Here is a 21,183-nt window from a genome sequence, read left to right on the forward strand (position 1 = left end):
TTCTATCACTCGTAACTTTTCTACTAGTTTTATAGTCTAACCATCATAGGACATTTATGTGATGGGAGAGTTGCAAGAGTAATGCGCAGACTAGAAGAGACGAAGAAGACCTCACAGGCCGGTAAACAACTGATCGCACTGACGCTGGGAGCAGCGCTGCTCGTACAGCCGATTTCCACAATAGCATGGCCATCAACGGCCGCAGCAGCAAGCGAGACAGAGGCCGTGCCACAAAGCACTACTACACAGACTTTGCAGAAGCAGCAACAGCTGGTTCGTATGTCAGAAGAAATGATTACCTCAGGCGCTAAGCGCGTCGACTATACATGGACAAGCAAGCCAGGGGAAGGTGCAGTACTGTCTCGTGTACATGTCATCGAGATCGATCTGACCAATCCCTACGTGAAACTAGATGTGATGAACGGCAAACCGGGCTCGGTATCGAGCGTGAGCTCCGTCGGCAATATGGTGAATAAGACCGGAGCGGTTGCCGGTATTAACGGTGATTATTTCAACACGGCTAATGGCAAAGGGAACCCAATCGGAGCGCAAGTGAACGGAGGATTGCTGACTGTCAGTCCATCGAAGCTGACAGGCATGTATGCTTTTGCCGTGACCGCAGATCGGAAACCTATTATTGATTCCTATGGATTTGAAGGAAGCGTAACCGCAGGCGATGGTTCGACTTTCACGCTATCCGGCATTAATAAGGCGGCCTACCGCACAGAGCCGGACAATGCATTCAGTCATGCGAATGCGATGTACATCTATACAAGTGCATGGACGCAATCACGTCCGGATGTGACGGACAGCTCAACAACACCGACAGAGGTGCTTGTTCAGAATGGGATCGTCACGCAATTCGTCGATAATGGCATGATTCCGGGCAACACAATTCCTGCTGACGGCTATATTCTTCGGACACATGGCAAAGCAGCTCAATATGCGCGGGAGCATCTTCAAGTCGGACAACCGGTAAACGCGTCCTATAATCTGATCGCTCAGTCTACGGGACAGAAGATTGACCCGAACTCCTTGCAAATGCTCATTGGCGGTCATACCATTCTGGTCGATAATGGCGCGGCAGCGACTTATACTAGAAATCCAAGCAGTATCAGTCCAAACACGGACCGTGCACGCACGGCGATCGGTTATTCCAAAGACGGTACGAAGGTTATGCTCATTACGGTCGAAGACAGCGGAAGCAGTCAAGGCGTGACATTGCCTGAGCTGCAGCAGCTCATGGTGCAGCTATCGGTATGGCGCGGCGTTAACCTCGACGGCGGCGGTTCCACCACAATGATCGCGCGTCCCCTCGGCGATACAAGCACGCAGCTGGCATTCCCGACGGAGTATGGCGATACGCAGCGTCAGGTGGCCAATGGCCTTGGCGTATTCTCGTTGGCTCCGAAAGGCCAGTTGAAAGGCATTAAAGCGAGCGGAAGCAGCGTACTGTTCCTCGGGCAGCAAGCGTCCTACTCCATGAAAGCCTATGACAACTACTATAATCCGGTAGAACCAGGCTCCCTGACGCCGGTATGGAAGACCAGCGATGCACTGGGAACCTTCAACGGCAATACGTTTACAGCGACTAAAGTAGGCAAGACGTCCATTATCGTCAAGTCCGGCGAGATTAGCGATAAGCTGGACCTTGAAGTCGTCGGCGGCGAATCGATCGCGTCTATGACTGTGGATGCAAGCTCACTAGTGCTGGAGAGCGGTAAATCGCTGACTGTACCAGTACATGTGACCTTGAACGATGGTCGTCAGTTGACGGTGCCAGCATCCTCGCTGAAATGGGAGCTGCGCGGCTTTACCGGCGCATGGAGCGGGAATACGCTAACGATCGGAACAGTAAATCCGTCCGCATCGGTAGGCTATTTGATCGCCCGTTATGACGGGTTCTCCGCCATGACGGCGCTGGTCGCAGGAACCGACAAAAAATTCGACGATTTTGAAGGGAAGACCTACCCAATTTCGTTCCAAGGTACGAATGGTGTAGTGGGGACCTCTACGGTGGTCGCGGGACTCACCGGCGACAATGCAACGAATGTCCTGCAATTGCAGTATGATTTTACCGGGGGCAGCGGAACTAAGGCGGCCTATGCCGTGCTTAATGGCACCGGACGCACAGTAGAAGGCAAACCTTCGGCGATGACGGTAGATGTCATGGGCGATGGAAGCTTGAACTGGGTGCGAGCTGAATTCGTGGATAGCAAAGGCGCAGCCCACTTGGTGACGCTTGCCAAGCAGGTAGACTGGATCGGCTGGAAGCAGATTAAAGTAAATTTGCCTGCTGACCAAATGGCATATCCGATCACACTCAAACGTCTCTACGTAGCTTCGCTTGAGGATGGTCAGGATGAGCGTGCGCTCACTGGTGCGCTTGCTTGGGATAACCTGGCGTTCCAATATCCGGCGGTGATTCCGGAACCCCAACATGTGAAGATCGAGTTAAAGGTTGGTTCTAAATCAGCCAAGGTCGACAGTAAGCCTTATAAGATGGACGTAGCACCTCTTCTACTAGACGGTACGACATATTTGCCGCTTCGTTTCGTAACTGAGGCGATGGGCGCACAAATCGGTTGGGAAGCCGCACTTAAACGTGTTTCCGTACTTCGCGGCGATAAGCTGCTTGAAATGTGGGTAGGAAGAAGCGATTTCCTGCTAACGGGTGTCCGGAAACAGTCCGAAGTGGCTCCGATTACGAGGAGTGGTCGTACCTTAGTCCCGATAAGACTTGTGTCTGAGCAATTGGGCCTACGCGTAAATTGGGACGGTAAATTGGGTACGATTACCGTTGAATGAGATGGTCGCCTACTAACAGTTATGTGATATGATAGTTTTAGTATAACATGCAGAAAGTGGGCCGAGACATCTTGGATTATCGCATAAACGACATCGATCGCGTGATCAAGAACGCAGTCACCGTGATGGAGGACAGCAAATATCAGATTTTTGAAATTTGCGAGTCAGCGCGCAAGGAAATGTTCTCACTCGGTCAGGAACTGAACCAGGTACTTGCTGAAGCTGCGGCTATTATCGATAAGGTAGATAAGCTAGAGCTGGATTACCGCAGAGCGCGTATCCGTTTGACGGAAGTAAGCCGCGACTTTGTCCGCTATAAGGAAGAGGATATCAAGTCGGCCTATGAGAAAGCGACACAGCTTCAGCTAGAACTCATGGTGTTCCGTGAGAAAGAGACGTATTTGAAAGCCCGCAGGGATGATTTGCAGAAACGAGTACGTAATGTTGAGAAATCAATTGAACGTGCGGAGTCGATTGCCTCGCAGATCAATGTTGTGCTGGAATATCTCTCGGGGGATTTGAACCAAGTGACTCGCATTCTGGAGTCGGCGAAGAACAGGCAGCAAATAGGCCTTAAGATCATACTGGCCCAAGAAGAAGAGCGAAAGCGGATCGCCAGAGAGATTCATGACGGACCGGCGCAATCTTTGGCGAATATAGTGCTTAGGACGGAAATTGCAGAAAGAATGCTTGTGAAGCAGGAATTTCAAATCGTTCAGGAAGAATTAATAGATTTAAAGAGTCAGGTGCGTTCCGGTATCGAGGAAATTCGCAAAATCATTTTCAATCTAAGACCTATGGCCTTGGATGATTTGGGACTTGTACCTACACTGCGTAAATATATTCAGGATTATGAAGAGAAAAGCAAAATTCGGACAATGTTCGAAACGATCGGTAAAGAAATCCGGCTGCCATCCGCAATGGAAGCCGGGATTTACCGGATGGTTCAAGAAGCATTCAGCAATGCCTTCAAGCATGCCAATCCTACCTTTGTCATCCTAGAGATAACTTACCAAACACAAATGGTTAAAATTGTCGTCAAAGATAACGGAGTTGGCTTCCATGTCGATCAAATCGAATCTCGTGCTAAGAACAGCGTCCATTTCGGACTGATCGGGATGCGTGAACGTGTGGAGCTGCTAGATGGAAGGATGGAGATCGAATCCACGATCGACCACGGCACGAAAGTAACGATTCATATCCCTGTTAACGGGGAACAGAAGGAAGGAGTAAAATGACGATGGATGCAAGAAATGTAAGCGTTAAACGCAAAATTAAAGTTCTGATCGCTGACGATCATCAGTTGTTCCGTGAAGGTCTTAAACGGATTCTCAATATGGAAGATGATTTGGAAGTAATCGGAGAATGCAATGACGGCATTCAAGTATTGGAATTCTGCAACCAGAATAAACCGGAAGTCGTCCTAATGGATATTAATATGCCGATCGAGAACGGGGTCGTTGCGACAGAGCGTCTGCGTGATATTTTCCCCGAGGTTAAAGTTATTATTCTATCGATTCATGATGATGAAAGCTATGTATTTGAAACACTGCGCAAAGGTGCATGCGGTTATCTGCTGAAGGATATGGAAGCGGAAGCACTTGCGAACGCGATTCGTTCCGTCGTTAACGGATATGCCTACATACATCCGAAGGTAACGGGTAAGCTGATTAATCAGCTTCGCCGCATGACTTACCTCGATGAAATCGGTGCAACTTCCGGTGCGGCTGCAACACATGAAGCCGGCGTGAAGTTCATCCCAAGCGAGAACAACCCGCTGACGCGTCGTGAGGCTGAAGTGCTTCGTCTGATGGCAGAGGGCAAGAGCAACAAGATGATCGGCGAGTTCCTGTTTATTAGCGAGAAAACGGTCAAAAACCATGTCAGCAGCATTTTGCAGAAGATGGAAGTGGATGACCGGACTCAAGCCGTTATCAGCGCAATTAAATACGGCTGGGTTACACTGTAACGCATACATAAGAACGAAGAAGCTTCTGCCTGGTGCAGGAGCTTTTTTTTGTTTCAGAAGGTGCAGGGGTAGGCGAGGTTGAAGTCGTCTAATAAAGAGAGAGGGGAGGGAGAGAGATTCGAGACGAAGCGTTGATTGTTCAAATTCAAAACGGGGATCGCGAGGCATACGCGGAGCTGGTTGCCAAGTATCGAGATGAGCTGTACAGGCTAATCTGGAGCGTAGTGCGTGATCGGCGCGATGCGGAGGATACGCTGCAGGAGACCTTCGTACGGATCTATCTCTCCCTCCCGGATTATCGAGGTGACGGGTTCAAGGCTTGGGCATCACGAACAGCCGTTAATCTCGCGATAGATTGCCGTAGACGCAACACCCGCAAAGAGGCGCTGCTGCAGCGCGCCGGCCAAGAGGCCATATCGCAAGGGGAAGTTGCGGCTGGGAGCAGGCCGAAGGGGAATGCTTCATCTGCTCAGCATGGAGCGGGTGTAATGGTGGAGGCTGCGGCGGGGCATGCACCGCCTGCGGAAATCGAAGCGATGAAGCGCGATCGGAGGCGTCGTGTTCGCGCAATGGTAAGCACGCTCCCGGAAGGGTATCGGCGAGTGGTGCGATCGTACTTCTTGGAAGACAGACCGTACAAAGAGATCGCGGAGAACGAGCAGCTGCAAGTGAAAAGCGTGGAGTCTAAGCTGTACAGAGCTAGACAATGGATGCGCAAGCATTGGAAGGAGGAGGATTTGGAATGATGCATCATGATGAGGCTTACTGGCGGAGGTACGCAGAGGATACGCTTACTGTAGAGGAACGGCTGGAAGCCGAGGACCATCTGGCGGATTGCAGCAGCTGCCTGGAATTATATATGGAGCTGCTAGTTGGAGTAGAAGAGATCGAGTCGCTGGATAGCGAGGCAGCGGAAGCTGTTACGGGGCGCATTATGGCGGCAATTGCCGCGGTGGAGCAAGTCCAAACCCCTCCTCCTCCGAAGGTGGACATCGTGCGCCGGAGTCCGGTCAAACGAAGCAGCCGCAAACAAACGATGATTCATTATTTGATCGCGGTATGCGTTATGCTGGTCCTCATGTCTACGGGCGTGTTTCAACGCATAGCGGAGCAGCCGCAGCAGTGGGAAGAGCATCAAATCAACAAGAAGGAATCGGTATCCGTCTCCATCATGGAGCGGACCGCGGCGGTTATCGAGGCAATGGTCGAGAAGCCGAATAAATAATACGAAGCAGAAGGCGAGATGATGGTATGGTTAAAAGTCCAGTGGCGACGCTGTTTTTGGGCTTTCTGCCGGGAATAGGGCATATGAAGGTGGGGCGTTTCGGGCGAGGATTCCTCTATTTGTTGGGGGTCATTTGCTGTTTCCTGTTCGCGTTCATTGCAGGGGCTGGCGCAAATGAGGAAGGTTTTATGGTGCTGTTTTTGTTTCTGGCATTCTTGATCTGGGCGATTAGCATACTGGATCTGATTATATATTTGATTCGGCACAGCGGAGCAAGGGAGATTCATCTTCCGGCTCCGGTACCGGGGCACTTGGCGTATGGTCCGCAGCCGATGTCGATGGAGACGATGACAAGCGGAACGCCATATACCACGTCAGGTGGAGGGCCATACACGGCGACAAGCGGAATGACATACACGGCGTCAGGCGCTTCGCATCAAGAGCTGAATGGTCAATCGAGCGAGCGGTTCTACACGATTCTGTTGTCGTTTATTCCGGGACTGGGGCATCTACAGCTGGGGCTGATGCAGCGCGGACTGAATCTGATGATTGGTTTCTTCGGATTACTGGCAATGATTATCTTTGTGGCGGTACTTGCGGATCAGCCGGGCTTCTTAACCTTCCTACTGGTGCTTCCGATTGTTTGGCTATTCGGCATGTTTGATGCCATACGTCATGTCGGTTTGAAGCAAGCCGGAGAGACGCTGCAGGATCGTTCCATTCTTGATGATTGGGAGGATCATCGTCAGGGAGGCAAACGCAGCCGGTGGTTGTCGACGGTCCTGTCGATTTTGCCGGGGGCGGGGCATATGTATCTCGGTTTGCAAAAGCGCGGGCTGCAGCTTATGGCCGGCTTCCTGCTCTCCATCTATCTGCTTGATGTGCTTCAACTGTCCTTATTCCTCTTCATGGTGCCGTTATTGTGGTGTTTCTCTTTCTTCGATGCGCTGCAGCAGCAGTCGCGCCTGAACAATGGAGATGGACAGCTGGAGGATGTACCGATTGTGGATTGGCTTATTCATCGGCAAAAATGGCTCGGAATTGCCTTAGTTGCACTCGGTCTCTACTATTCGGCCGACCGACTGCTGCTTGAATATGTACAGCGCGTATGGGGGGACTGGCAGCTAACGTCGAACATTCGCTACTACTTCAAAACCGGGTTGACGGCGCTGCTGCTAATTGGAGCCGGCGTGAAGCTGCTATCGGGCAGCAAACAGAAGGCGGTGAAACCGGAATGAGGCAATGGCGGGTCGGTACGTGGTCGATGGGGACGGCACTCATCGCGATGGGTGTACTGTTGGTGGCTGTTCAATTCGGTGGAATGAGCTGGCTGGATCAGGGAATGATCTGGTGGCCAATGCTATTGGTGCTGGTTGGCCTTGAAATTATGATTTACTTATGGCGCAGTAAGACCGAACAGCCCGTGCTTCGTTATGATTTGTTCAGCATCATTGTGGTTGCCGTTCTCGGTGCCAGCTGTCTGCTGTTCACGACGGTTCATGCTACAGGCTTGTTGGATGAGATTCGCGGCTCAATCGGTGCCAAAGAAGTTCGCGTGCAAGCGGAACAGGTGTCGGTGAAGATCGAGCCTGCCGTGAAGCGGATCGTCGTGCAGGATGAGCAGTATTGGAACGGCTCGCTCATGATTGATGCCGATACTAGCGGATCGAATCAGGTGCAGGCTTTTGGCGCATGCCGGTATGAAGTGGGAAGCGGGGACAAGGCTCCTGCCTCTGTGGAATTGCTGGAGACTCACTCGGTTGGCGAAACCTTGTATGTCACGCTTAAGCAGCCGGAAGCGCGGAGGTCCTTGATGGCTTCAACGCCGTCATGTCAGTTGACGGTGGTGCTGCCAAGCGATAAGAAAGTCCAGCTCGAGCATACACTGCAGCGGTTTATGAGCGGGGATCGGAAGCTGCCGGTGGGCTGGGGGATGGAGTAGGGAGTGAGAGGGTAGGTGGATGGATCAAAATAAAGGGGCAGGCGCAGGGACGCATGCCCCTTTTTTGCGACTTGTCCGTGAATGTCCGTCACCCATGGGCGGTTTACGGCATATGATGTCACAAAAAAGGAGGTGGCTGCCTTGATTCCAGTCTTGTTATGGATCTTCGGTTGTTACGCCTTGGCTGCGGCTGCCGTACATGCCGTATCCGCACTTACCTGGAGACGGGAACGTCATATCAAGCATTACGTTCTGATCGCCGGTAATGAACAACTGCAGATGGAATGGTATATGCGCTCGCTTCGGCGTTTTTCTCATTTTACTGGCACAGAAGTGAAAGTGACTGTCGTGGACCGCGGCTCAGAGGATGAAACGATGAGTATTGCTCGGTGTTTTGCAAAGCACGGTATGAATGTCCATTTTCACTCCTCTGCCTCGCCAGATGAGCACGGCCGCTTGCCGGAGACGCTGAGCCGACCTGCGTCGGTTAAAGCCCATGAAGTGACGAGCATGAAAGATGGGAAACAATTGAGTGGGAAGAGCGAGAAGCAATTGACCGGGCATAGTGATAAACATTTAAATGTGAAGCATGAGAGAATTGCCAGAGCAAAGAGCGAGCAGAATCCGAGTGTAAAAAGCGAGAAGAATAGCAGTGCGAAGAGCGAGCAGAATAGCAGTGCGAAGAGCGAGCAGAATCCGAGTGCAAAAAGCGAGAAGAATAGCAGTGCGAAAAATGAAGAGAGTTTTGCGAAATGGCATCGCTTTCGCACGAAGCTGCGGATTTCAGGACGTCGGCGTACGGATAGCCGAGTTAAGAAGCAAAGCAAGCTAGAGCCGACAAACTTGCTTTGGATGCTGCAAGCCGAAGGCGTTGTCTCCGTGAAGGACCATGCGGTACTAATTGACTTGAGAGATCCAGCGGATCTGTCGAAGCTCCCGTTCTAAGTGTAAGAGTGCATAATACGGCGAAGATGATTAGTCAAAGCGGCTGCGCCGGGAAAAAGTGAATTGCGATGATAGCAAAACACAATGTATAATCTATTCAACTGAATATAAACGAGTGAAGCACACCCGTATGATCTGCCTTGAGGCGGATTGGGGTGTGCTTTTTTGTCGTGCTGCGGGGCGGCGAAAAGGATCAGATGACTAAAGGGAGGCTGGCATTCATGAAAGTGATGTTGTATGCGGTTGGGGGCGAGGGTAGGACGAAGGCGATGTGGTCGATTGCGCCTGAGGTGGATATGGCTTATTGGCTTGTGCCCGGGTATCGGGAGGAGGCGGAGCGGGTATTGGGTCGTGGGGCGAGAATGGAAAGAAGGGAGAAGAACGAGAATGTGAGCAAGGACGAGGGCAAGGGCAAGAGCGATTATACAGTTGTTGTTTGGTCGGAAGAATTGCCGCTTGGTTTGGCGGCAAGGGTAGTGGAACGTTGGCCGGGCGAAGCGGGACAGAACGTGATGCGCAAGGTGCTGACGCGCCTTGTTCATGAAGCATGGGCCTATGATGCTCGGATGGGCCTGCCAGCCAGAGGGAGCGTGGGTGCCCATGCTGTGGTTCGCGCCTCCGAGTTATGCGAGGAGGCGGATCAGGGGCTGGCGGCGCGGGCTCGTCGCGCCGCTGCGCTCTTGCAGGGACGAGCGCTGCTCAGCAGCGAAGCGCTCGCCCTGCTCGGGGCCGCGGGCGCGGCCGGGCTGGCCGGCGCAGCGGCGATGCCTTGGAGCGCGGCAGCTCCCGCGCTCCAGTTGGCCGCGTTGCTCGGCCTGCTGCGCCTAGGCGGCGCAGTCGCCCCGCAGCCGCAGCCACGGCTGCTGCGGTGGCGGGAGGCGCTGGGCGCCAGGCCGCGCCAGCGGCTCCGCTGCCAGCGGTGCGGCAGCGGCACGGCGCGCATGCGCCGAACCGCATGCGCCGCGTGCGGCCGCGCATGCGCGTACTGCGAGGCATGCCTCACGATGGGCCGCAGCCGCGAATGCGGCCTGCTCATCCACGGCATGCCGAGCAGCACGGCAGCGAGCATGCTCACGACTGGCGCCTCACTCGCGCCTAGCGCAAACGCGATTGCCATTGCGGCCAGCGCCTCATCCGCGTCAAGCGCTCCAGCGCCAAGCGCCATCGCTACCCCATCCGCGTCTAGCGCTCCAGCGTCAAGCACTATCGCTGCCCCACCCGCATCCAGCGCACTCGTGCCCACCGCCTCACCCGCGACTAGCCCCACCACCGCCCCCGCGGCTAGTGCACCAGCGCCAAGCGTCGCCATCGCCCCAACCTGGGGCCTCAGCCCCGCCCAATCGGCGGCTGCCAAGGCCGCCCTCAGCTTCATGGCGGCCAGCCCTTCCCGCCAATCCGCCCCGCGCAGATTCCTGCTGTGGGCAGTCACTGGAGCGGGCAAAACAGAGATGATCTTTCCCCTCATCGAGGCATGCCTTCAGCGCCAAGGACGAGCACTCATAGCGACACCGCGAAGAGACGTCGTGCTGGAGCTGGACCCGCGTATCCGCAAAGCATTTCCGGCGGCAACGGTAGTGACCCTATACGGTGGCAGTGAGCAGCGGTGGGAGCAAGGTGAGATCACACTGGCTACAACGCATCAATTGTTTCGTTTCCACCAAGGGTTTGATCTTGTTGTCATCGATGAGATCGATGCTTTTCCTTATCACAATGATGCTATGCTGCACTACGCCGCGGACAATGTATGCAAGCCTAATGGCGTAAATATCCTTTTATCCGCTACGCCTCCGGCAGAGCTCAGAAGGGCAGCGAAGCTTGGCCGACTTGAGTATGTGCGCGTGCCGGTTCGATTCCACCGTCATCCGCTTCCGGTGCCGATGCAATGCCAAATCCCGTCCGTGCGCAAAATCCTAGACAAACGCACTCTGCCACGCCATCTCCTTAAGACACTCGGGCAGTCCATCAAGCGAGGTGCGCAGATCTTCGTCTTTGCCCAGCAAATTCGGGATGTAGAACCTCTGGTCGAGCGGCTCCGGCGTGCTTTTACCGCGATTGTCGTGGAGGGTACTTCCTCCAAGGATCCGAATCGTGCGGACAAAGTAACCCGGTTCCGGAATCGAAGCATCCGCCTGCTCGTCACTACGACGATTCTGGAGAGGGGAGTTACCGTTCCTAAGAGCGATGTGTACATCCTCGATGCGGACGGGAAGCTCTTCGATGATGCGTCTCTCATTCAGATGGCGGGCAGGGCCGGCCGATCCAAGGACGATCCCGCCGGTAAGGTGTACTTCTTCGGCTCGTCCCGAACGCGCGCACAGCAATCCGCCATTCGACAGATCAAGAGCATGAATCGAATCGCCCACCGAAGCGGTTATCTTTTATAACCAGCCAGCGGCCCTACGTAGTCCATCCCAGAAAGGCGTGATAACCCATACACCTAACTGCTCTTTCATCCGTCTGGCGTAAGCTTCAACAGCTTGTCAGCGATACATCCCAAACAACCACAATCATGCTCTCGCCTAAATCCCCGGCTTGCATCATTTGCGGGAAGCTAGACCGGTCGCGGAGACACGCCGAATTCCCAGAGCTGTGCCGGCAATGTTTTGGACAAATTCCTTGGATTAAGCGAATTTACTGTGCGGTTTGCGGCAGGCCGGAGCGGTGCCCGGATTGCAGCCGCCGTCAAGATGCAGCGTTTGTCTGCAATCGCTCAGCGGTTCATTACGATTCTGTCATTCGGCAGCTGCTAGCCCTCTACAAATACCGGGGTCATGAAGGGCTGGCTCCCCTATTGGCGAAAATGTTGCTTCCTGCTTATCGCGGCATGCTTGCACAAAATGCCACTGGCAGCCAAACCGCATTCCGCTTCGATGCCGTTATTCCGGTTCCTGTCAGCGACGAAAGGCTGCAGGAGCGAGGATTCAATCAAGCTGAACGGCTTGCCTCCTACCTTGCAGATCGTGAACAATTAGCACTTCATGATATCTTACGCCGAACCCGGCACAGCGATAAGCAAAGTCTTAAAACAAGAGGAGCCCGTCTTCGGGACACAGAGCGTCTATTTACAGCTGATATCCCTGCTGCTACAGCTATGCTTGCCGCCTTAAAATCCGAAATATTGCCTTGTCAACAACTTAAACTTCTACTTGTTGATGATATTTACACGACTGGGAGCACAGCCAACTCTTGTGCGCAGGCTCTAAACGAGGTAATGAGGCTGCTGGCACCTAATAGACGGGTTGATATTTACATCCTCACCCTGGCAAGATCATAGCGTTTACATTTTCAGATTGCCTAGAAAAAAATGATGTAATTTGTCCGCTTTTGAGTTAATATGGAGTCACAAATGGCCTCATTTTGAAGGGAGCAGTGAAAGATGGATCTCGGAAATTGTCCTCGCTGCGGGAAATTATACGCCAAAAACTTCCGCGACGTTTGTCCGAATTGCATAAAGGAAATCGACAATGAATATACATTGTGCTCCGAGTATCTGCGCAAGAATAAAGGTGCTACTATTAATGAGCTGACAGATGCAACTAAAGTATCCATTAAACAAATCACCAAATTTATCCGTGAGGGCAGAATTTCGCTCGTTGGCGCGCCAAATTTGATGTACCCGTGCGAAATGTGCGGATCACTGATCCGGGACAATACCAAGTGCGAGGGCTGCAGAGCGAAACTGTTGACGGAAGTCAACAAGGCTAAGCAGGCTGCCGCTGCTGCAAAGGCGGCTAAAGAAGAAGAGAAAGCACCTACTTCCGCAGCTTCTGCTTACCGGAATCTTGAACGCGGTCGAGACTGATTATTGAGTGGAATTGTAATATCTATAAATTATTACATCAATGTGCCGATATACTCTTATACAGAGTTATCGGCTTTTTTAATTGTTGGAGGGATTATGATGAAGATAAATCAGACGCACCGGGTAAACGCCGTGAATCCGTACCAGAAGCAGAATGATCAGCAGACAGGTGCACTAGGGCGCAAACGGAAAACTGACGAAGTTCAAATATCGGCCGAAGCGCAAGAGATGCTATCGTACAGTCGTGTTAACAATAGCGATCGCGCCAAGTTGATTGATGATCTCAAACAGTCCGTAAACTCCGGAAGCTATCATGTAGAGTCGGGCAAGATCGCAGAGAAGCTTCTTCCTTTTCTTAAAAATTAACGACAAGACAGGTGAACACGAATGATCGTGGAGACGATTATTGCAACACTGGAGCAGCAGGCAGAAGTGTACAAGCAATTGTTGGTGCTGGCCAAAGAGAAAACACCGTATCTTGTTCATAATCAAGTGGAGCAGCTGAATGCTGCAATGCAGAAGGAACGGAAGCTGCTTAAGACGGCAGAAGAGCTTGAGCAGCAGCGCATGCGTTTGTCCGGACAATATTTTACTGGTGTTGGTATGCTTCGTTATAAAGGCGGCAAAATCAGTGAGATGATTCGGACGGTTACATCGCCTCACGATAAGAAGCGCTTGATAGACCTCCATACTATACTCTCCGAGTCACTGGACGAGTTGAAGAAGGTAAGTGAGTTTAATCAACAGCTCATCGAGCAGTCACTTAAGTTTATTAACTACTCCATTGACCTAATGGTGGAGGACCCCAATAGCGATATTACCTATCAGCATCCCCTTAGCCCTGGCTACGGCAATGCTAGAGCAGGGTTGTTCAATACAAGAGGATAGAGGAGGTAACCCAATACAATGACATCTACCTTTCATTCAATAGAGACCGCCAAACGCAGCTTGTTTGCGCAGCAGACAACGATTAATACAATCGGACATAATATTTCGAATGCCAATACGGAGGGCTATTCCCGCCAGCGTGTGACGATGACTGCGACCAGGCCCATGGAAGCATACGGTATGAGCCGTTCTACAGCTGCAGGGCAATTGGGTACAGGCGTTGAAGCAACTGCAATTAATCGAATCCGCACCGCATTTCTGGATGACCAATTCCGCAATCAGAACAAATATGCGGGTACCTGGTCTGTCCAAGCAGATACATTGAGCAAGCTGGAGTCCATCGTGAACGAACCGTCAGATTCCGGTATTCGTTCGGTTATGGACAAGTTCTATCAAGCTTGGTCGGATCTAAGCAAAGACCCCGAGAATGTAACCGGCCGCAAGATCGTCCGTGAGACGGCGCTTGCCCTTACCGATTCCTTTAACCAAACAAGCAAACAGCTCACCGATCTAAGAGCTGATTTGTCCAGCAGCATTGAAGTGAAGGCAACGCAGGCCAATACTTATTTGGACACGATTGCTTCTCTAAATACGGAAATTCGCCGTATTGAATCGCTCGGCGACGAGGCGAATGATCTCGAGGACCAACGCGATCTGCTCGTGGACAAGCTTTCTTCTATCGTCAACGTTACCGTCACCAAAGCACCGGAAGGCTACAATATTACAATGGGCGATATAAGCCTCGTAAACGGAGCAACAACAACACCGCTAACAAGTGCGAGCTTGGAAGCAGCTTACTCCGGAGGGCAGTTAACGAACGGAGAAGTATTCGGAATGATTACATCTCGCGATGTCTATGTTTCCGATTATATTCGCCAGTTGGACACACTCGCTAATACCCTTGCCAATGGCGAATTTGAAGTGACGGTTCCGGCAGGCTCAGTATTACCGGGGACGACAACCCCTCTGGCAACGGCGACCAAAATGACCGTACAAGGGATCAACGGTCTTCATAAATTGGGATATACACTGGAGAATCCGGCTAAGGGTGCAACTGACTTCTTTACTTCCAGTGATGGCACGTCGGAAATCACGGCTGCAAACTTCAGACTTAATCCCGTTATTGCGGACGATACGAACAAAATCGCAACCTCCATGAGAACGATTTCTGCAGGTGGCGTGGATACGGTCGTTAGAGGAAACAACAGCTTGGCATTGCTCATGTCTGAGCTTGGCGAGGTTAAATTCAGTTTCGATCAATCTGCTACTGGAAACGGAATTTCCGAAGCGACAATCAACAACTTTTATAGCTCGATGGTTGGAGCGCTTGGTGTTCAATCGGAAGAAGCGCAGCGACAATATCAGAATTCCATCGCACAGCTTGACCAAGTAGACAGCAGCCGCCAAGCTGTCAGCGGTGTATCTCTTGACGAAGAAATGGCGGACCTCGTGAAATTTCAGCATGCCTACAGTGCTGCTGCAAGATTCATGACAACGTTTGATCAGCTGCTTGAGAAACTCATCAACGGGACCGGCGTAGTCGGACGTTAAGAATAGGAGCTAAACCAAATGTCCTTACGTGTAACCCCTGGAATGATGCATATGCAGCTATCGCGTAACTTGAATCGAAATTTAACTCAAATGAATGATTTGCAGGCACAACTAACGACCGGGCGCAAAATCAATAAACCATCTGATGATCCCGTAGGCATGACATACTCTCTTCGCTATCGTGCGGAACTTTCTGCTAATAGCCAGTATCAGAAGAATGCAGACTCCGCTCAATCCTGGTTAAGCTTCAATGATACCGTACTTGGGCAGGCCGGTGACGTCATGAAACGGATTAAAGAACTTACTGTGCAAGGGGCCAACGGTACAATGCCTCAAGATGCACTTGATAACATCAACAATGAGCTGTCACAGTTAAAGAACCAATTGATTGATATTACCAACAGTAAGCTCAATGGAAAATATGTCTTTAACGGGCAAAATTTTGACAAGATGCCATACGATCAAAATGCGGCGGGTTTTGATGCCAAGCAAGTGGTGACGGATACGGGGGATGTTTCCTATGCTGTTGGAGTGGGTGTGACCATCCCTGTTAACATTTCCGGTAATGAAATTTTCGGTAATGGTAATCCGACGCCGGAAGTAGATAATGTATTTACAGTTATCGACAATATTATCAGTAACTTCGCTGCAGGCAACCACACGGGGGCTTCAGCGCAGATTGCCAATCTTGAAAGCAGGACAAGCAAAATTCTTAACGCTCGTTCAGAGGTAGGGGCCAAAGTTAATCGGGTTGAGCTCATGCAGAACCGTCTGAGCGATCTTGAAATTAACTTGACTGATATGCAATCCAAGACAGAGGACGCCGACTTTGATAAATTACTGGTCGATTCCAAAATTAACGAGAATATTTATCAAGCATCTCTATCTGTTGGAGCTAAAGTCATCACACCAACCCTTGTTGATTTTCTCCGATAGCAGGTGAGGTAAATGAAACTTCCTTATATCCGAGCTGAGTCACAAAAAGGGTTAATTGGCATAGAGTCTCGCCCAGGCAACTTTGACATTCAGTCAAAGCCTGCGGATATCCAGGTAGAGACCACGCCTACACAAATAAGCGCACCGACACCGACTCCCGTGCTTCACTTAAATCAAGATCGCATGTGGGCTGCATTTAATGGCGGGAAGTTGCCTGAATTTGTGAATCGGATCTACTCTCAAATGCCTGAAATTGCGCTGCAGGGAATTGCTCATATTGTAGAGAAGGGCAATCGCATGGGGGATCTGCGAATCAAAGAAAATCCGATTCCTGAGATTGCATTAGAAGAAATGCTTGCGGGAGCGCCGGATATTGAGGTTTTTGGACCAGCATCTTATCATAGCGTAGATATCGAATTTGAGATCAACCGTCCGGATGTGAAGATTGAAGTTGGCAAGGTGGATATTCAGGTTCAGACACATAAGCCTGAGATTAACTTCCAACGCGGTGGAGTCAAAGTTTATATGAAGCAGTATCCATCGGTTTCATTTGATGTTGGTGAACTTGATGTGCGCGTATAGTCTGATACAATGTATGCTATAGGAGACCGGGAGCGGTTTATTCTATAGCATTTTCTTTTAGGTAGTGCTTAACCATGTATGGGGGAGTGAACGTAACAATGGAATTACAGACAAGCAGGTTTGGCAAGCTAACTATTACCGATAATGAAATATACATATTTGCGCAAGGACTTCCCGGGTTTGAAGAACACAAATCGTTTATAGTGATTGCCCCGGAGGATGATCATCCATTTGCCTTTCTTCAATCGACCGAAGATGAGAAGCTGAGCTTTATTATTACGGATCCCTTTCTCTTCTTCCCCGACTATGATTTTGAAATCCCTGAATCCGCTCTAGTAGAATTAGAAATAGCAGAAGTTGATCAAGTCGTTGTCCGATCCATTCTTAGTGTGAGAGATGGGTTGGAGACTGCAACTATTAACCTAGTCGCTCCGGTTATTATTAATTTGGATAATCATAAAGGTAAGCAAGTGGTCCTGGGTGGATCTACCTATACGACTAGACACGAACTGATTGATGCGAAAAATCGATAAGGGAGGATAGATCTATGCTTGTACTTTCGCGTAAGAAGGGCGAAGCCGTTGTCATACAGGACAATATTGAAATTACAGTATTAGAAATAAACGGTGATACGATCAAACTTGGCTTCAAAGCACCGCGTGAAGTAGAGATTCTACGTAAAGAACTATACGCCCAAGTGGAACAAAGTAATCTAGAATCGGCAACGCAAGTGTCCAATTTGCAGATTTTGAAGGATCAATTGAAAAAAATGAAAAAAAACACGAAAAGCTATTAACATCACATATAGTTCCGCCGATATATAAATTAGAGCCGGATAAAGGCGATCGACTTTATCACGGTATACCACACGGATGTGGGACAAAACAACCATTTCAGGGAGGAAATTTATTATGCGTATTAATCACAACTTACCAGCAGTAAACACTCACCGTAACATGGGCCTTAACAACGCTGCAGCTAGCAAAGACATGGAGAAACTATCTTCCGGTCTTCGTATCAACCGTGCTGCTGACGATGCTGCAGGCTTGGCTGTATCCGAAAAAATGCGCGGACAAATCCGTGGCCTTGAGCAAGCTCAACGTAACGTTCAAGACGGTATTTCTTACGTACAAACAGCTGAGGGCGCAATGAACGAAGTTAGCTCGATGCTTAGCCGTATGAAAGAATTGAACGTTCAAAAGTTGAACGGTACTTACTCGACTACAGATAAATCCAACATTGACCTTGAGTTGACTGAGCTTGGTGCTCAAATCGATTCCATCTTCACAACTACTAAATTCAACGGTATCAGCATTACAACTGGCGCAACGATCCAAGCTGACGACGCTTCGGCACAAATCGCAATCGCTGGTGTAACTACAACTGGTATCACAGGCCTTAGCAGCACGACTTCCCTTGCATCCGTTGAAGCAGCTATCACAGCTACTTCTACACAACGTGCAACACTTGGTGCTAAACAAAACCGTCTTGAGTACACTTCGAACAACCTCGGAACAACTGTTGAGAACTTGACAGCATCCGAATCCCGTATTCGTGATACGGATATGGCGAAGGAAATGGTTAACCTTACGAAGAACAACATCTTGCTGCAAGCTTCGCAAGCTATGCTTGCACAAGCGAACTCCCAACCACAAGGCGTTCTTTCGTTGCTTCGTTAATCTTAGCACTAACCAAAGCAGAGATCTTAGTTCAACTAAGATCTCTGCTTTTTTTTGTTGAGTAGACTCTAATAATATTGCGACAATTCGTCGATATAAGAAGTAGAAAATTAAGAACGGAGTGAGTGTAAATGAGCATTCAATCGGTTGGTGGTAATAATCCTGTGAAAGTTCAAATACCAGCTATTAGCAAGATTGGTTCACATGGCGATAAGGCTCATATGCAAGACTCGGCCATTAAATCCATCCAAACTGGCAGGGAGCTTCATCGAGCTGAAATGGAAGGCGTTAAGATGTCTGTTGGCGAAGTGCAGTTAATTAAAGCAATTGACCGGGCAATAAAAGCGTTAGAGGGGCCGTCTACAACATTTGAAATGAAAATGCATGAAGCTACAAAAACAATTACCGTCAAAGTAATAAATAAAGACACAGGCGAAATCATTCGTGAAATACCTCCGGAGAAAACGTTGGATTTGGTCGCTAAGATGATGGAGTTTGCAGGCATACTAATTGACGAGAGAGTCTAACGGGAGGGGAACAACATGAGAATATCCGGATTGGCTTCTGGATTGGACGTTGATCAAATTGTTAAGGATATGGTCAAGGCCAAGAAAGGCCCGGTTAATCGATTAAATCAGCAGAAGCAAACATTAGAATGGCAACGGGAACAGTATCGTGACATTACGACAAAGTTAGTTGATTTCCGTAACAATAAGTTATTTACTTATGGTCTTCAAAGCGGGGTAGCTGCTAAGGGAGTCAACGTTAGCGGCAATACAACTGCTGTCAGTGCCAAAGCAAACCCGAACGCTATAACGGGTTCGTTGTCAGTCGAGGTAACAAGTCTGGCAACTGCAGCGAAAGTTACAAGCACAGCAAATATTGCGCTAGGCAGCGATGGAATCGCGGGGGTTGATACGAGCAAAACGCTTAGCCAACTCAAGCTAGATGGTGAAATCACTTATAATGACCCAGATGGTGATGGGAAGATATCCTTTGATATTAAGAATGGTAATAGCCCTGCTGTGACCATAACAGTAAATGTAAATGACAAACTATCTGATGCCGTAGCTGCTATTAACGGATCTGCTGCTAATGTGAGTGCCTTCATCGATAGCGCAACAGGTAGATTGTCACTTTCATCGAAATCAACAGGCGCGGGAAGTCTTGTGTTAACGGATACATCATCGTTCTTATCAAGCTTCAGTTTACCGCTTACCTCTCCTGTCGCAGATAAAGGAACGGATGCAGTTGTTAAAATTAATGGTATATCCACGACACGAAGCAGTAATGTGTTTACAGAAAATGGTGTTGAGATTACACTGAACGCTCCGACCGGAGGCATTGCCTCTACCATTAGCGTGGTGACCAATACGGATAAAGTTGTCGACACAATTAAGTCATTTATTAAAGATTTTAATGATGTGTTAGATTCTGTGACCAGTAAAATAAATGAAGAGCGGTTCAGAAAATATCTCCCTCTTACATCCGACGACAAGGCTGCAATGAAAGAGGCTGAGATTACGCTTTGGGAAGAGAAAGCGAAGAGCGGACTTCTGCGAAACGATTCTACACTCACTAAACTAGAGAGTGATATCCGGCTTTCCTCCATTACGGATGTCACCATAGACGGAAAGAAAATGGTAATAGGCGATTTAGGGATTGATTCGGTAGCATGGGAAAATCGGGGTAAGCTCACAATCAAGGATGAGTCTAAGCTGCGGGCGGCTATTGAAGCAGATCCTGAACGTGTTATGAAGTTCTTTACGCAGCAAACGACTGAGACTAACGCAACCTTGAAAGTGTCACCTACTAATCCCGACAATGGAGTATTCAATAGACTGTCCAACGTGGTAATGTCGGCACTTGATGAATTATCAAGTAGAGTAGGTACTTCAAAAGTCAGCACGGATAAGAATGGCTCATTTTTACAAACGAGCATATTCAGCAAAAATTTGCGAGATATTGATGTTAAAATCAATGATGAGAATGACCGTTTGACCCGTCTTGAAACCAGTTATTATAAAAAGTTTACTGCAATGGAAACGGCGATGAATAGATATAATTCCCAGTCGAGCAGTCTATTCAGTTCTATGTAATAAGGAGAGATCAGCATGATAGCGAACCCTTATCAGAAATATCAGCAATTATCCGTACAGACGGCTTCTCCTGCGCAGCTGCTGGTTATGCTTTACGATGGGGCCATTCGATTTGTAAAGCAAGGCATTGAAGCAATTGAGAACAATAATATTGAGAAGGCCAATACCTTCTTGATTAAGGCGCAGAATGTCGTTCATGAATTAATTGCTTCCTTGAATTACAATTACCCGATCGCAACAGAATTAGTTCGAATTTACGAGTATATGCTTTATCAGCTTATTACAGCAAACACCAAAAAAGAGAAAGAACCGGCGATTGAGGTACTCACCTATTTGGTCGATTTGAAGGAGTCGTGGCTTCAAGCTTCTAAATCCAATCAGTCAACATCCAAGGAAGCCATTCATGGATAAACTAACGCAGGCGCAGCGAGTATTAGCGGAAACAAAGTACCTGAGTGAGTTGGGAGACTCGGAGGATTATGAACGTTTCGAGTCGTTGGTAGAACTAAGGCAATCGCTCGTGGATCAGATTGACGCGGAGGGTGAATTATCGCCTGAGTTAAAGAAGGTTGTTCAAGAATTGTTTCAGTACGATACGATCATCTTAGGACACATGCAGCGAATTAAGAATGAGGCAGCAGAGGCGCTTATTCGTCTAAACGGATATAAAAAACAGATACATGCATATGGAAATCAAGGACATCTGGATGGCCTTATGTTTGATAGGAGAAATTGATTCAAGGGAACAAGCACAAGA

The 21,183-nt window shown here is 49.5% G+C and carries 24 protein-coding genes; all 24 read left to right on the plus strand.

Annotation, left to right across the window (positions count from 1 at the left end; all coding sequences use genetic code 11):
• The first annotated feature begins 81 nt into the window (after nucleotides 1–81).
• Complete coding sequence (locus BLW29_RS18590) at nucleotides 82–2,808, plus strand: stalk domain-containing protein (RefSeq protein WP_090982324.1); 2,727 nt, start codon at nucleotides 82–84, stop codon at nucleotides 2,806–2,808.
• 71 nt (nucleotides 2,809–2,879) lie between these two features.
• Nucleotides 2,880–4,046 carry a sensor histidine kinase gene (locus BLW29_RS18595; RefSeq protein WP_090982325.1) on the plus strand — a complete coding sequence of 389 codons (1,167 nt, stop codon included), beginning with the start codon at nucleotides 2,880–2,882 and terminating at the stop codon, nucleotides 4,044–4,046.
• A 2-nt stretch (nucleotides 4,047–4,048) separates the two neighbouring features.
• On the plus strand, nucleotides 4,049–4,777 hold the full coding sequence (locus BLW29_RS18600; RefSeq protein ID WP_090982456.1) for a response regulator: 729 nt from the start codon (nucleotides 4,049–4,051) through the stop codon (nucleotides 4,775–4,777).
• 131 nt (nucleotides 4,778–4,908) lie between these two features.
• Complete coding sequence (locus tag BLW29_RS18605) at nucleotides 4,909–5,523, plus strand: RNA polymerase sigma factor (RefSeq protein WP_177186701.1); 615 nt, start codon at nucleotides 4,909–4,911, stop codon at nucleotides 5,521–5,523.
• Nucleotides 5,520–6,002, plus strand: a complete 483-nt coding sequence (locus BLW29_RS18610) for an anti-sigma factor family protein (protein WP_090982329.1) — start codon at nucleotides 5,520–5,522, stop codon at nucleotides 6,000–6,002. The genes BLW29_RS18605 and BLW29_RS18610 overlap by 4 nt, the downstream gene beginning before the upstream one ends.
• A gap of 26 nt (nucleotides 6,003–6,028) precedes the next feature.
• Entirely contained in the window at nucleotides 6,029–7,240 is a 1,212-nt protein-coding gene (locus BLW29_RS18615) for a hypothetical protein (RefSeq protein WP_090982331.1), read from the plus strand.
• Entirely contained in the window at nucleotides 7,237–7,944 is a 708-nt protein-coding gene (locus tag BLW29_RS18620) for a LiaI-LiaF-like domain-containing protein (RefSeq protein WP_090982333.1), read from the plus strand. Before BLW29_RS18615 ends, BLW29_RS18620 begins: the two co-directional genes overlap by 4 nt.
• 141 nt (nucleotides 7,945–8,085) lie before the next feature.
• Nucleotides 8,086–8,889 carry a hypothetical protein gene (locus BLW29_RS18625; protein ID WP_090982335.1) on the plus strand — a complete coding sequence of 268 codons (804 nt, stop codon included), beginning with the start codon at nucleotides 8,086–8,088 and terminating at the stop codon, nucleotides 8,887–8,889.
• A gap of 941 nt (nucleotides 8,890–9,830) precedes the next feature.
• Nucleotides 9,831–11,273: a helicase-related protein gene (locus BLW29_RS18630; RefSeq protein ID WP_256208715.1), complete on the plus strand. Its 1,443-nt coding sequence runs from the start codon at nucleotides 9,831–9,833 to the stop codon at nucleotides 11,271–11,273.
• Nucleotides 11,274–11,492: 219 nt separating this feature from the next.
• On the plus strand, nucleotides 11,493–11,639 hold the full coding sequence (locus BLW29_RS31470) for a hypothetical protein (RefSeq protein WP_177186702.1): 147 nt from the start codon (nucleotides 11,493–11,495) through the stop codon (nucleotides 11,637–11,639).
• Between the two features lie 41 nt (nucleotides 11,640–11,680).
• Nucleotides 11,681–12,163 carry a ComF family protein gene (locus BLW29_RS18635; protein WP_090982338.1) on the plus strand — a complete coding sequence of 161 codons (483 nt, stop codon included), beginning with the start codon at nucleotides 11,681–11,683 and terminating at the stop codon, nucleotides 12,161–12,163.
• A gap of 102 nt (nucleotides 12,164–12,265) precedes the next feature.
• Nucleotides 12,266–12,691 carry a TIGR03826 family flagellar region protein gene (locus tag BLW29_RS18640; RefSeq protein ID WP_090982340.1) on the plus strand — a complete coding sequence of 142 codons (426 nt, stop codon included), beginning with the start codon at nucleotides 12,266–12,268 and terminating at the stop codon, nucleotides 12,689–12,691.
• A gap of 99 nt (nucleotides 12,692–12,790) precedes the next feature.
• On the plus strand, nucleotides 12,791–13,057 hold the full coding sequence (flgM, locus tag BLW29_RS18645; protein ID WP_090982342.1) for a flagellar biosynthesis anti-sigma factor FlgM: 267 nt from the start codon (nucleotides 12,791–12,793) through the stop codon (nucleotides 13,055–13,057).
• 21 nt (nucleotides 13,058–13,078) lie between these two features.
• Nucleotides 13,079–13,579, plus strand: a complete 501-nt coding sequence (locus BLW29_RS18650; protein ID WP_090982344.1) for a flagellar protein FlgN — start codon at nucleotides 13,079–13,081, stop codon at nucleotides 13,577–13,579.
• 18 nt (nucleotides 13,580–13,597) lie between these two features.
• Nucleotides 13,598–15,130, plus strand: a complete 1,533-nt coding sequence (gene flgK, locus BLW29_RS18655; protein WP_090982346.1) for a flagellar hook-associated protein FlgK — start codon at nucleotides 13,598–13,600, stop codon at nucleotides 15,128–15,130.
• Between the two features lie 18 nt (nucleotides 15,131–15,148).
• A complete protein-coding gene (gene flgL / locus BLW29_RS18660; RefSeq protein WP_090982348.1) occupies nucleotides 15,149–16,066 on the plus strand; it encodes a flagellar hook-associated protein FlgL in 918 nt (305 codons plus the stop codon).
• Nucleotides 16,067–16,078: 12 nt separating this feature from the next.
• Nucleotides 16,079–16,648, plus strand: a complete 570-nt coding sequence (locus tag BLW29_RS18665) for a DUF6470 family protein (RefSeq protein WP_090982350.1) — start codon at nucleotides 16,079–16,081, stop codon at nucleotides 16,646–16,648.
• A gap of 98 nt (nucleotides 16,649–16,746) precedes the next feature.
• Nucleotides 16,747–17,181, plus strand: a complete 435-nt coding sequence (gene fliW / locus BLW29_RS18670; protein WP_177186703.1) for a flagellar assembly protein FliW — start codon at nucleotides 16,747–16,749, stop codon at nucleotides 17,179–17,181.
• Nucleotides 17,182–17,195: 14 nt separating this feature from the next.
• A complete protein-coding gene (csrA, locus tag BLW29_RS18675; RefSeq protein ID WP_090982353.1) occupies nucleotides 17,196–17,444 on the plus strand; it encodes a carbon storage regulator CsrA in 249 nt (82 codons plus the stop codon).
• A gap of 115 nt (nucleotides 17,445–17,559) precedes the next feature.
• Nucleotides 17,560–18,327 carry a flagellin N-terminal helical domain-containing protein gene (locus BLW29_RS18680; RefSeq protein WP_090982355.1) on the plus strand — a complete coding sequence of 256 codons (768 nt, stop codon included), beginning with the start codon at nucleotides 17,560–17,562 and terminating at the stop codon, nucleotides 18,325–18,327.
• Nucleotides 18,328–18,458: 131 nt separating this feature from the next.
• Entirely contained in the window at nucleotides 18,459–18,854 is a 396-nt protein-coding gene (locus BLW29_RS18685; RefSeq protein WP_177186704.1) for a flagellar protein FlaG, read from the plus strand.
• Between the two features lie 15 nt (nucleotides 18,855–18,869).
• Nucleotides 18,870–20,426, plus strand: a complete 1,557-nt coding sequence (fliD, locus tag BLW29_RS18690; protein WP_090982357.1) for a flagellar filament capping protein FliD — start codon at nucleotides 18,870–18,872, stop codon at nucleotides 20,424–20,426.
• 15 nt (nucleotides 20,427–20,441) lie between these two features.
• Complete coding sequence (gene fliS, locus BLW29_RS18695) at nucleotides 20,442–20,837, plus strand: flagellar export chaperone FliS (RefSeq protein ID WP_090982359.1); 396 nt, start codon at nucleotides 20,442–20,444, stop codon at nucleotides 20,835–20,837.
• The gene (locus BLW29_RS18700) at nucleotides 20,830–21,162 is read left to right on the plus strand and encodes a flagellar protein FliT (protein ID WP_090982361.1); all 333 of its coding nucleotides are present in this window, start codon (nucleotides 20,830–20,832) and stop codon (nucleotides 21,160–21,162) included. The genes fliS and BLW29_RS18700 overlap by 8 nt, the downstream gene beginning before the upstream one ends.
• Nucleotides 21,163–21,183: the final 21 nt, after the last annotated feature.

Source organism: Paenibacillus sp. CF384 (assembly GCF_900106745.1).
Taxonomy (GTDB): Bacteria; Bacillota; Bacilli; order Paenibacillales; family Paenibacillaceae; genus Paenibacillus_Z.

Excerpts from the sequence above, each read along its gene's own strand:
- BLW29_RS18680 (WP_090982355.1), top strand. The coding sequence starts at position 17,560 with ATGCGTATTAATCACAACTTACCAGCAGTAAACACTCACCGTAACATG.
- flgM (WP_090982342.1), top strand. The coding sequence starts at position 12,791 with ATGAAGATAAATCAGACGCACCGGGTAAACGCCGTGAATCCGTACCAG.
- BLW29_RS18615 (WP_090982331.1), top strand. The coding sequence starts at position 6,029 with ATGGTTAAAAGTCCAGTGGCGACGCTGTTTTTGGGCTTTCTGCCGGGA.
- BLW29_RS18665 (WP_090982350.1), top strand. The coding sequence starts at position 16,079 with ATGAAACTTCCTTATATCCGAGCTGAGTCACAAAAAGGGTTAATTGGC.
- BLW29_RS18620 (WP_090982333.1), top strand. The coding sequence starts at position 7,237 with ATGAGGCAATGGCGGGTCGGTACGTGGTCGATGGGGACGGCACTCATC.
- BLW29_RS18630 (WP_256208715.1), top strand. The coding sequence starts at position 9,831 with ATGCGCCGAACCGCATGCGCCGCGTGCGGCCGCGCATGCGCGTACTGC.
- BLW29_RS18600 (WP_090982456.1), top strand. The coding sequence starts at position 4,049 with ATGGATGCAAGAAATGTAAGCGTTAAACGCAAAATTAAAGTTCTGATC.
- fliW (WP_177186703.1), top strand. The coding sequence starts at position 16,747 with ATGGAATTACAGACAAGCAGGTTTGGCAAGCTAACTATTACCGATAAT.
- csrA (WP_090982353.1), top strand. The coding sequence starts at position 17,196 with ATGCTTGTACTTTCGCGTAAGAAGGGCGAAGCCGTTGTCATACAGGAC.
- BLW29_RS18685 (WP_177186704.1), top strand. The coding sequence starts at position 18,459 with ATGAGCATTCAATCGGTTGGTGGTAATAATCCTGTGAAAGTTCAAATA.
- BLW29_RS18640 (WP_090982340.1), top strand. The coding sequence starts at position 12,266 with ATGGATCTCGGAAATTGTCCTCGCTGCGGGAAATTATACGCCAAAAAC.
- BLW29_RS18610 (WP_090982329.1), top strand. The coding sequence starts at position 5,520 with ATGATGCATCATGATGAGGCTTACTGGCGGAGGTACGCAGAGGATACG.
- fliS (WP_090982359.1), top strand. The coding sequence starts at position 20,442 with ATGATAGCGAACCCTTATCAGAAATATCAGCAATTATCCGTACAGACG.
- fliD (WP_090982357.1), top strand. The coding sequence starts at position 18,870 with ATGAGAATATCCGGATTGGCTTCTGGATTGGACGTTGATCAAATTGTT.
- BLW29_RS18700 (WP_090982361.1), top strand. The coding sequence starts at position 20,830 with ATGGATAAACTAACGCAGGCGCAGCGAGTATTAGCGGAAACAAAGTAC.
- BLW29_RS18650 (WP_090982344.1), top strand. The coding sequence starts at position 13,079 with ATGATCGTGGAGACGATTATTGCAACACTGGAGCAGCAGGCAGAAGTG.
- flgK (WP_090982346.1), top strand. The coding sequence starts at position 13,598 with ATGACATCTACCTTTCATTCAATAGAGACCGCCAAACGCAGCTTGTTT.
- BLW29_RS18590 (WP_090982324.1), top strand. The coding sequence starts at position 82 with ATGCGCAGACTAGAAGAGACGAAGAAGACCTCACAGGCCGGTAAACAA.
- flgL (WP_090982348.1), top strand. The coding sequence starts at position 15,149 with ATGTCCTTACGTGTAACCCCTGGAATGATGCATATGCAGCTATCGCGT.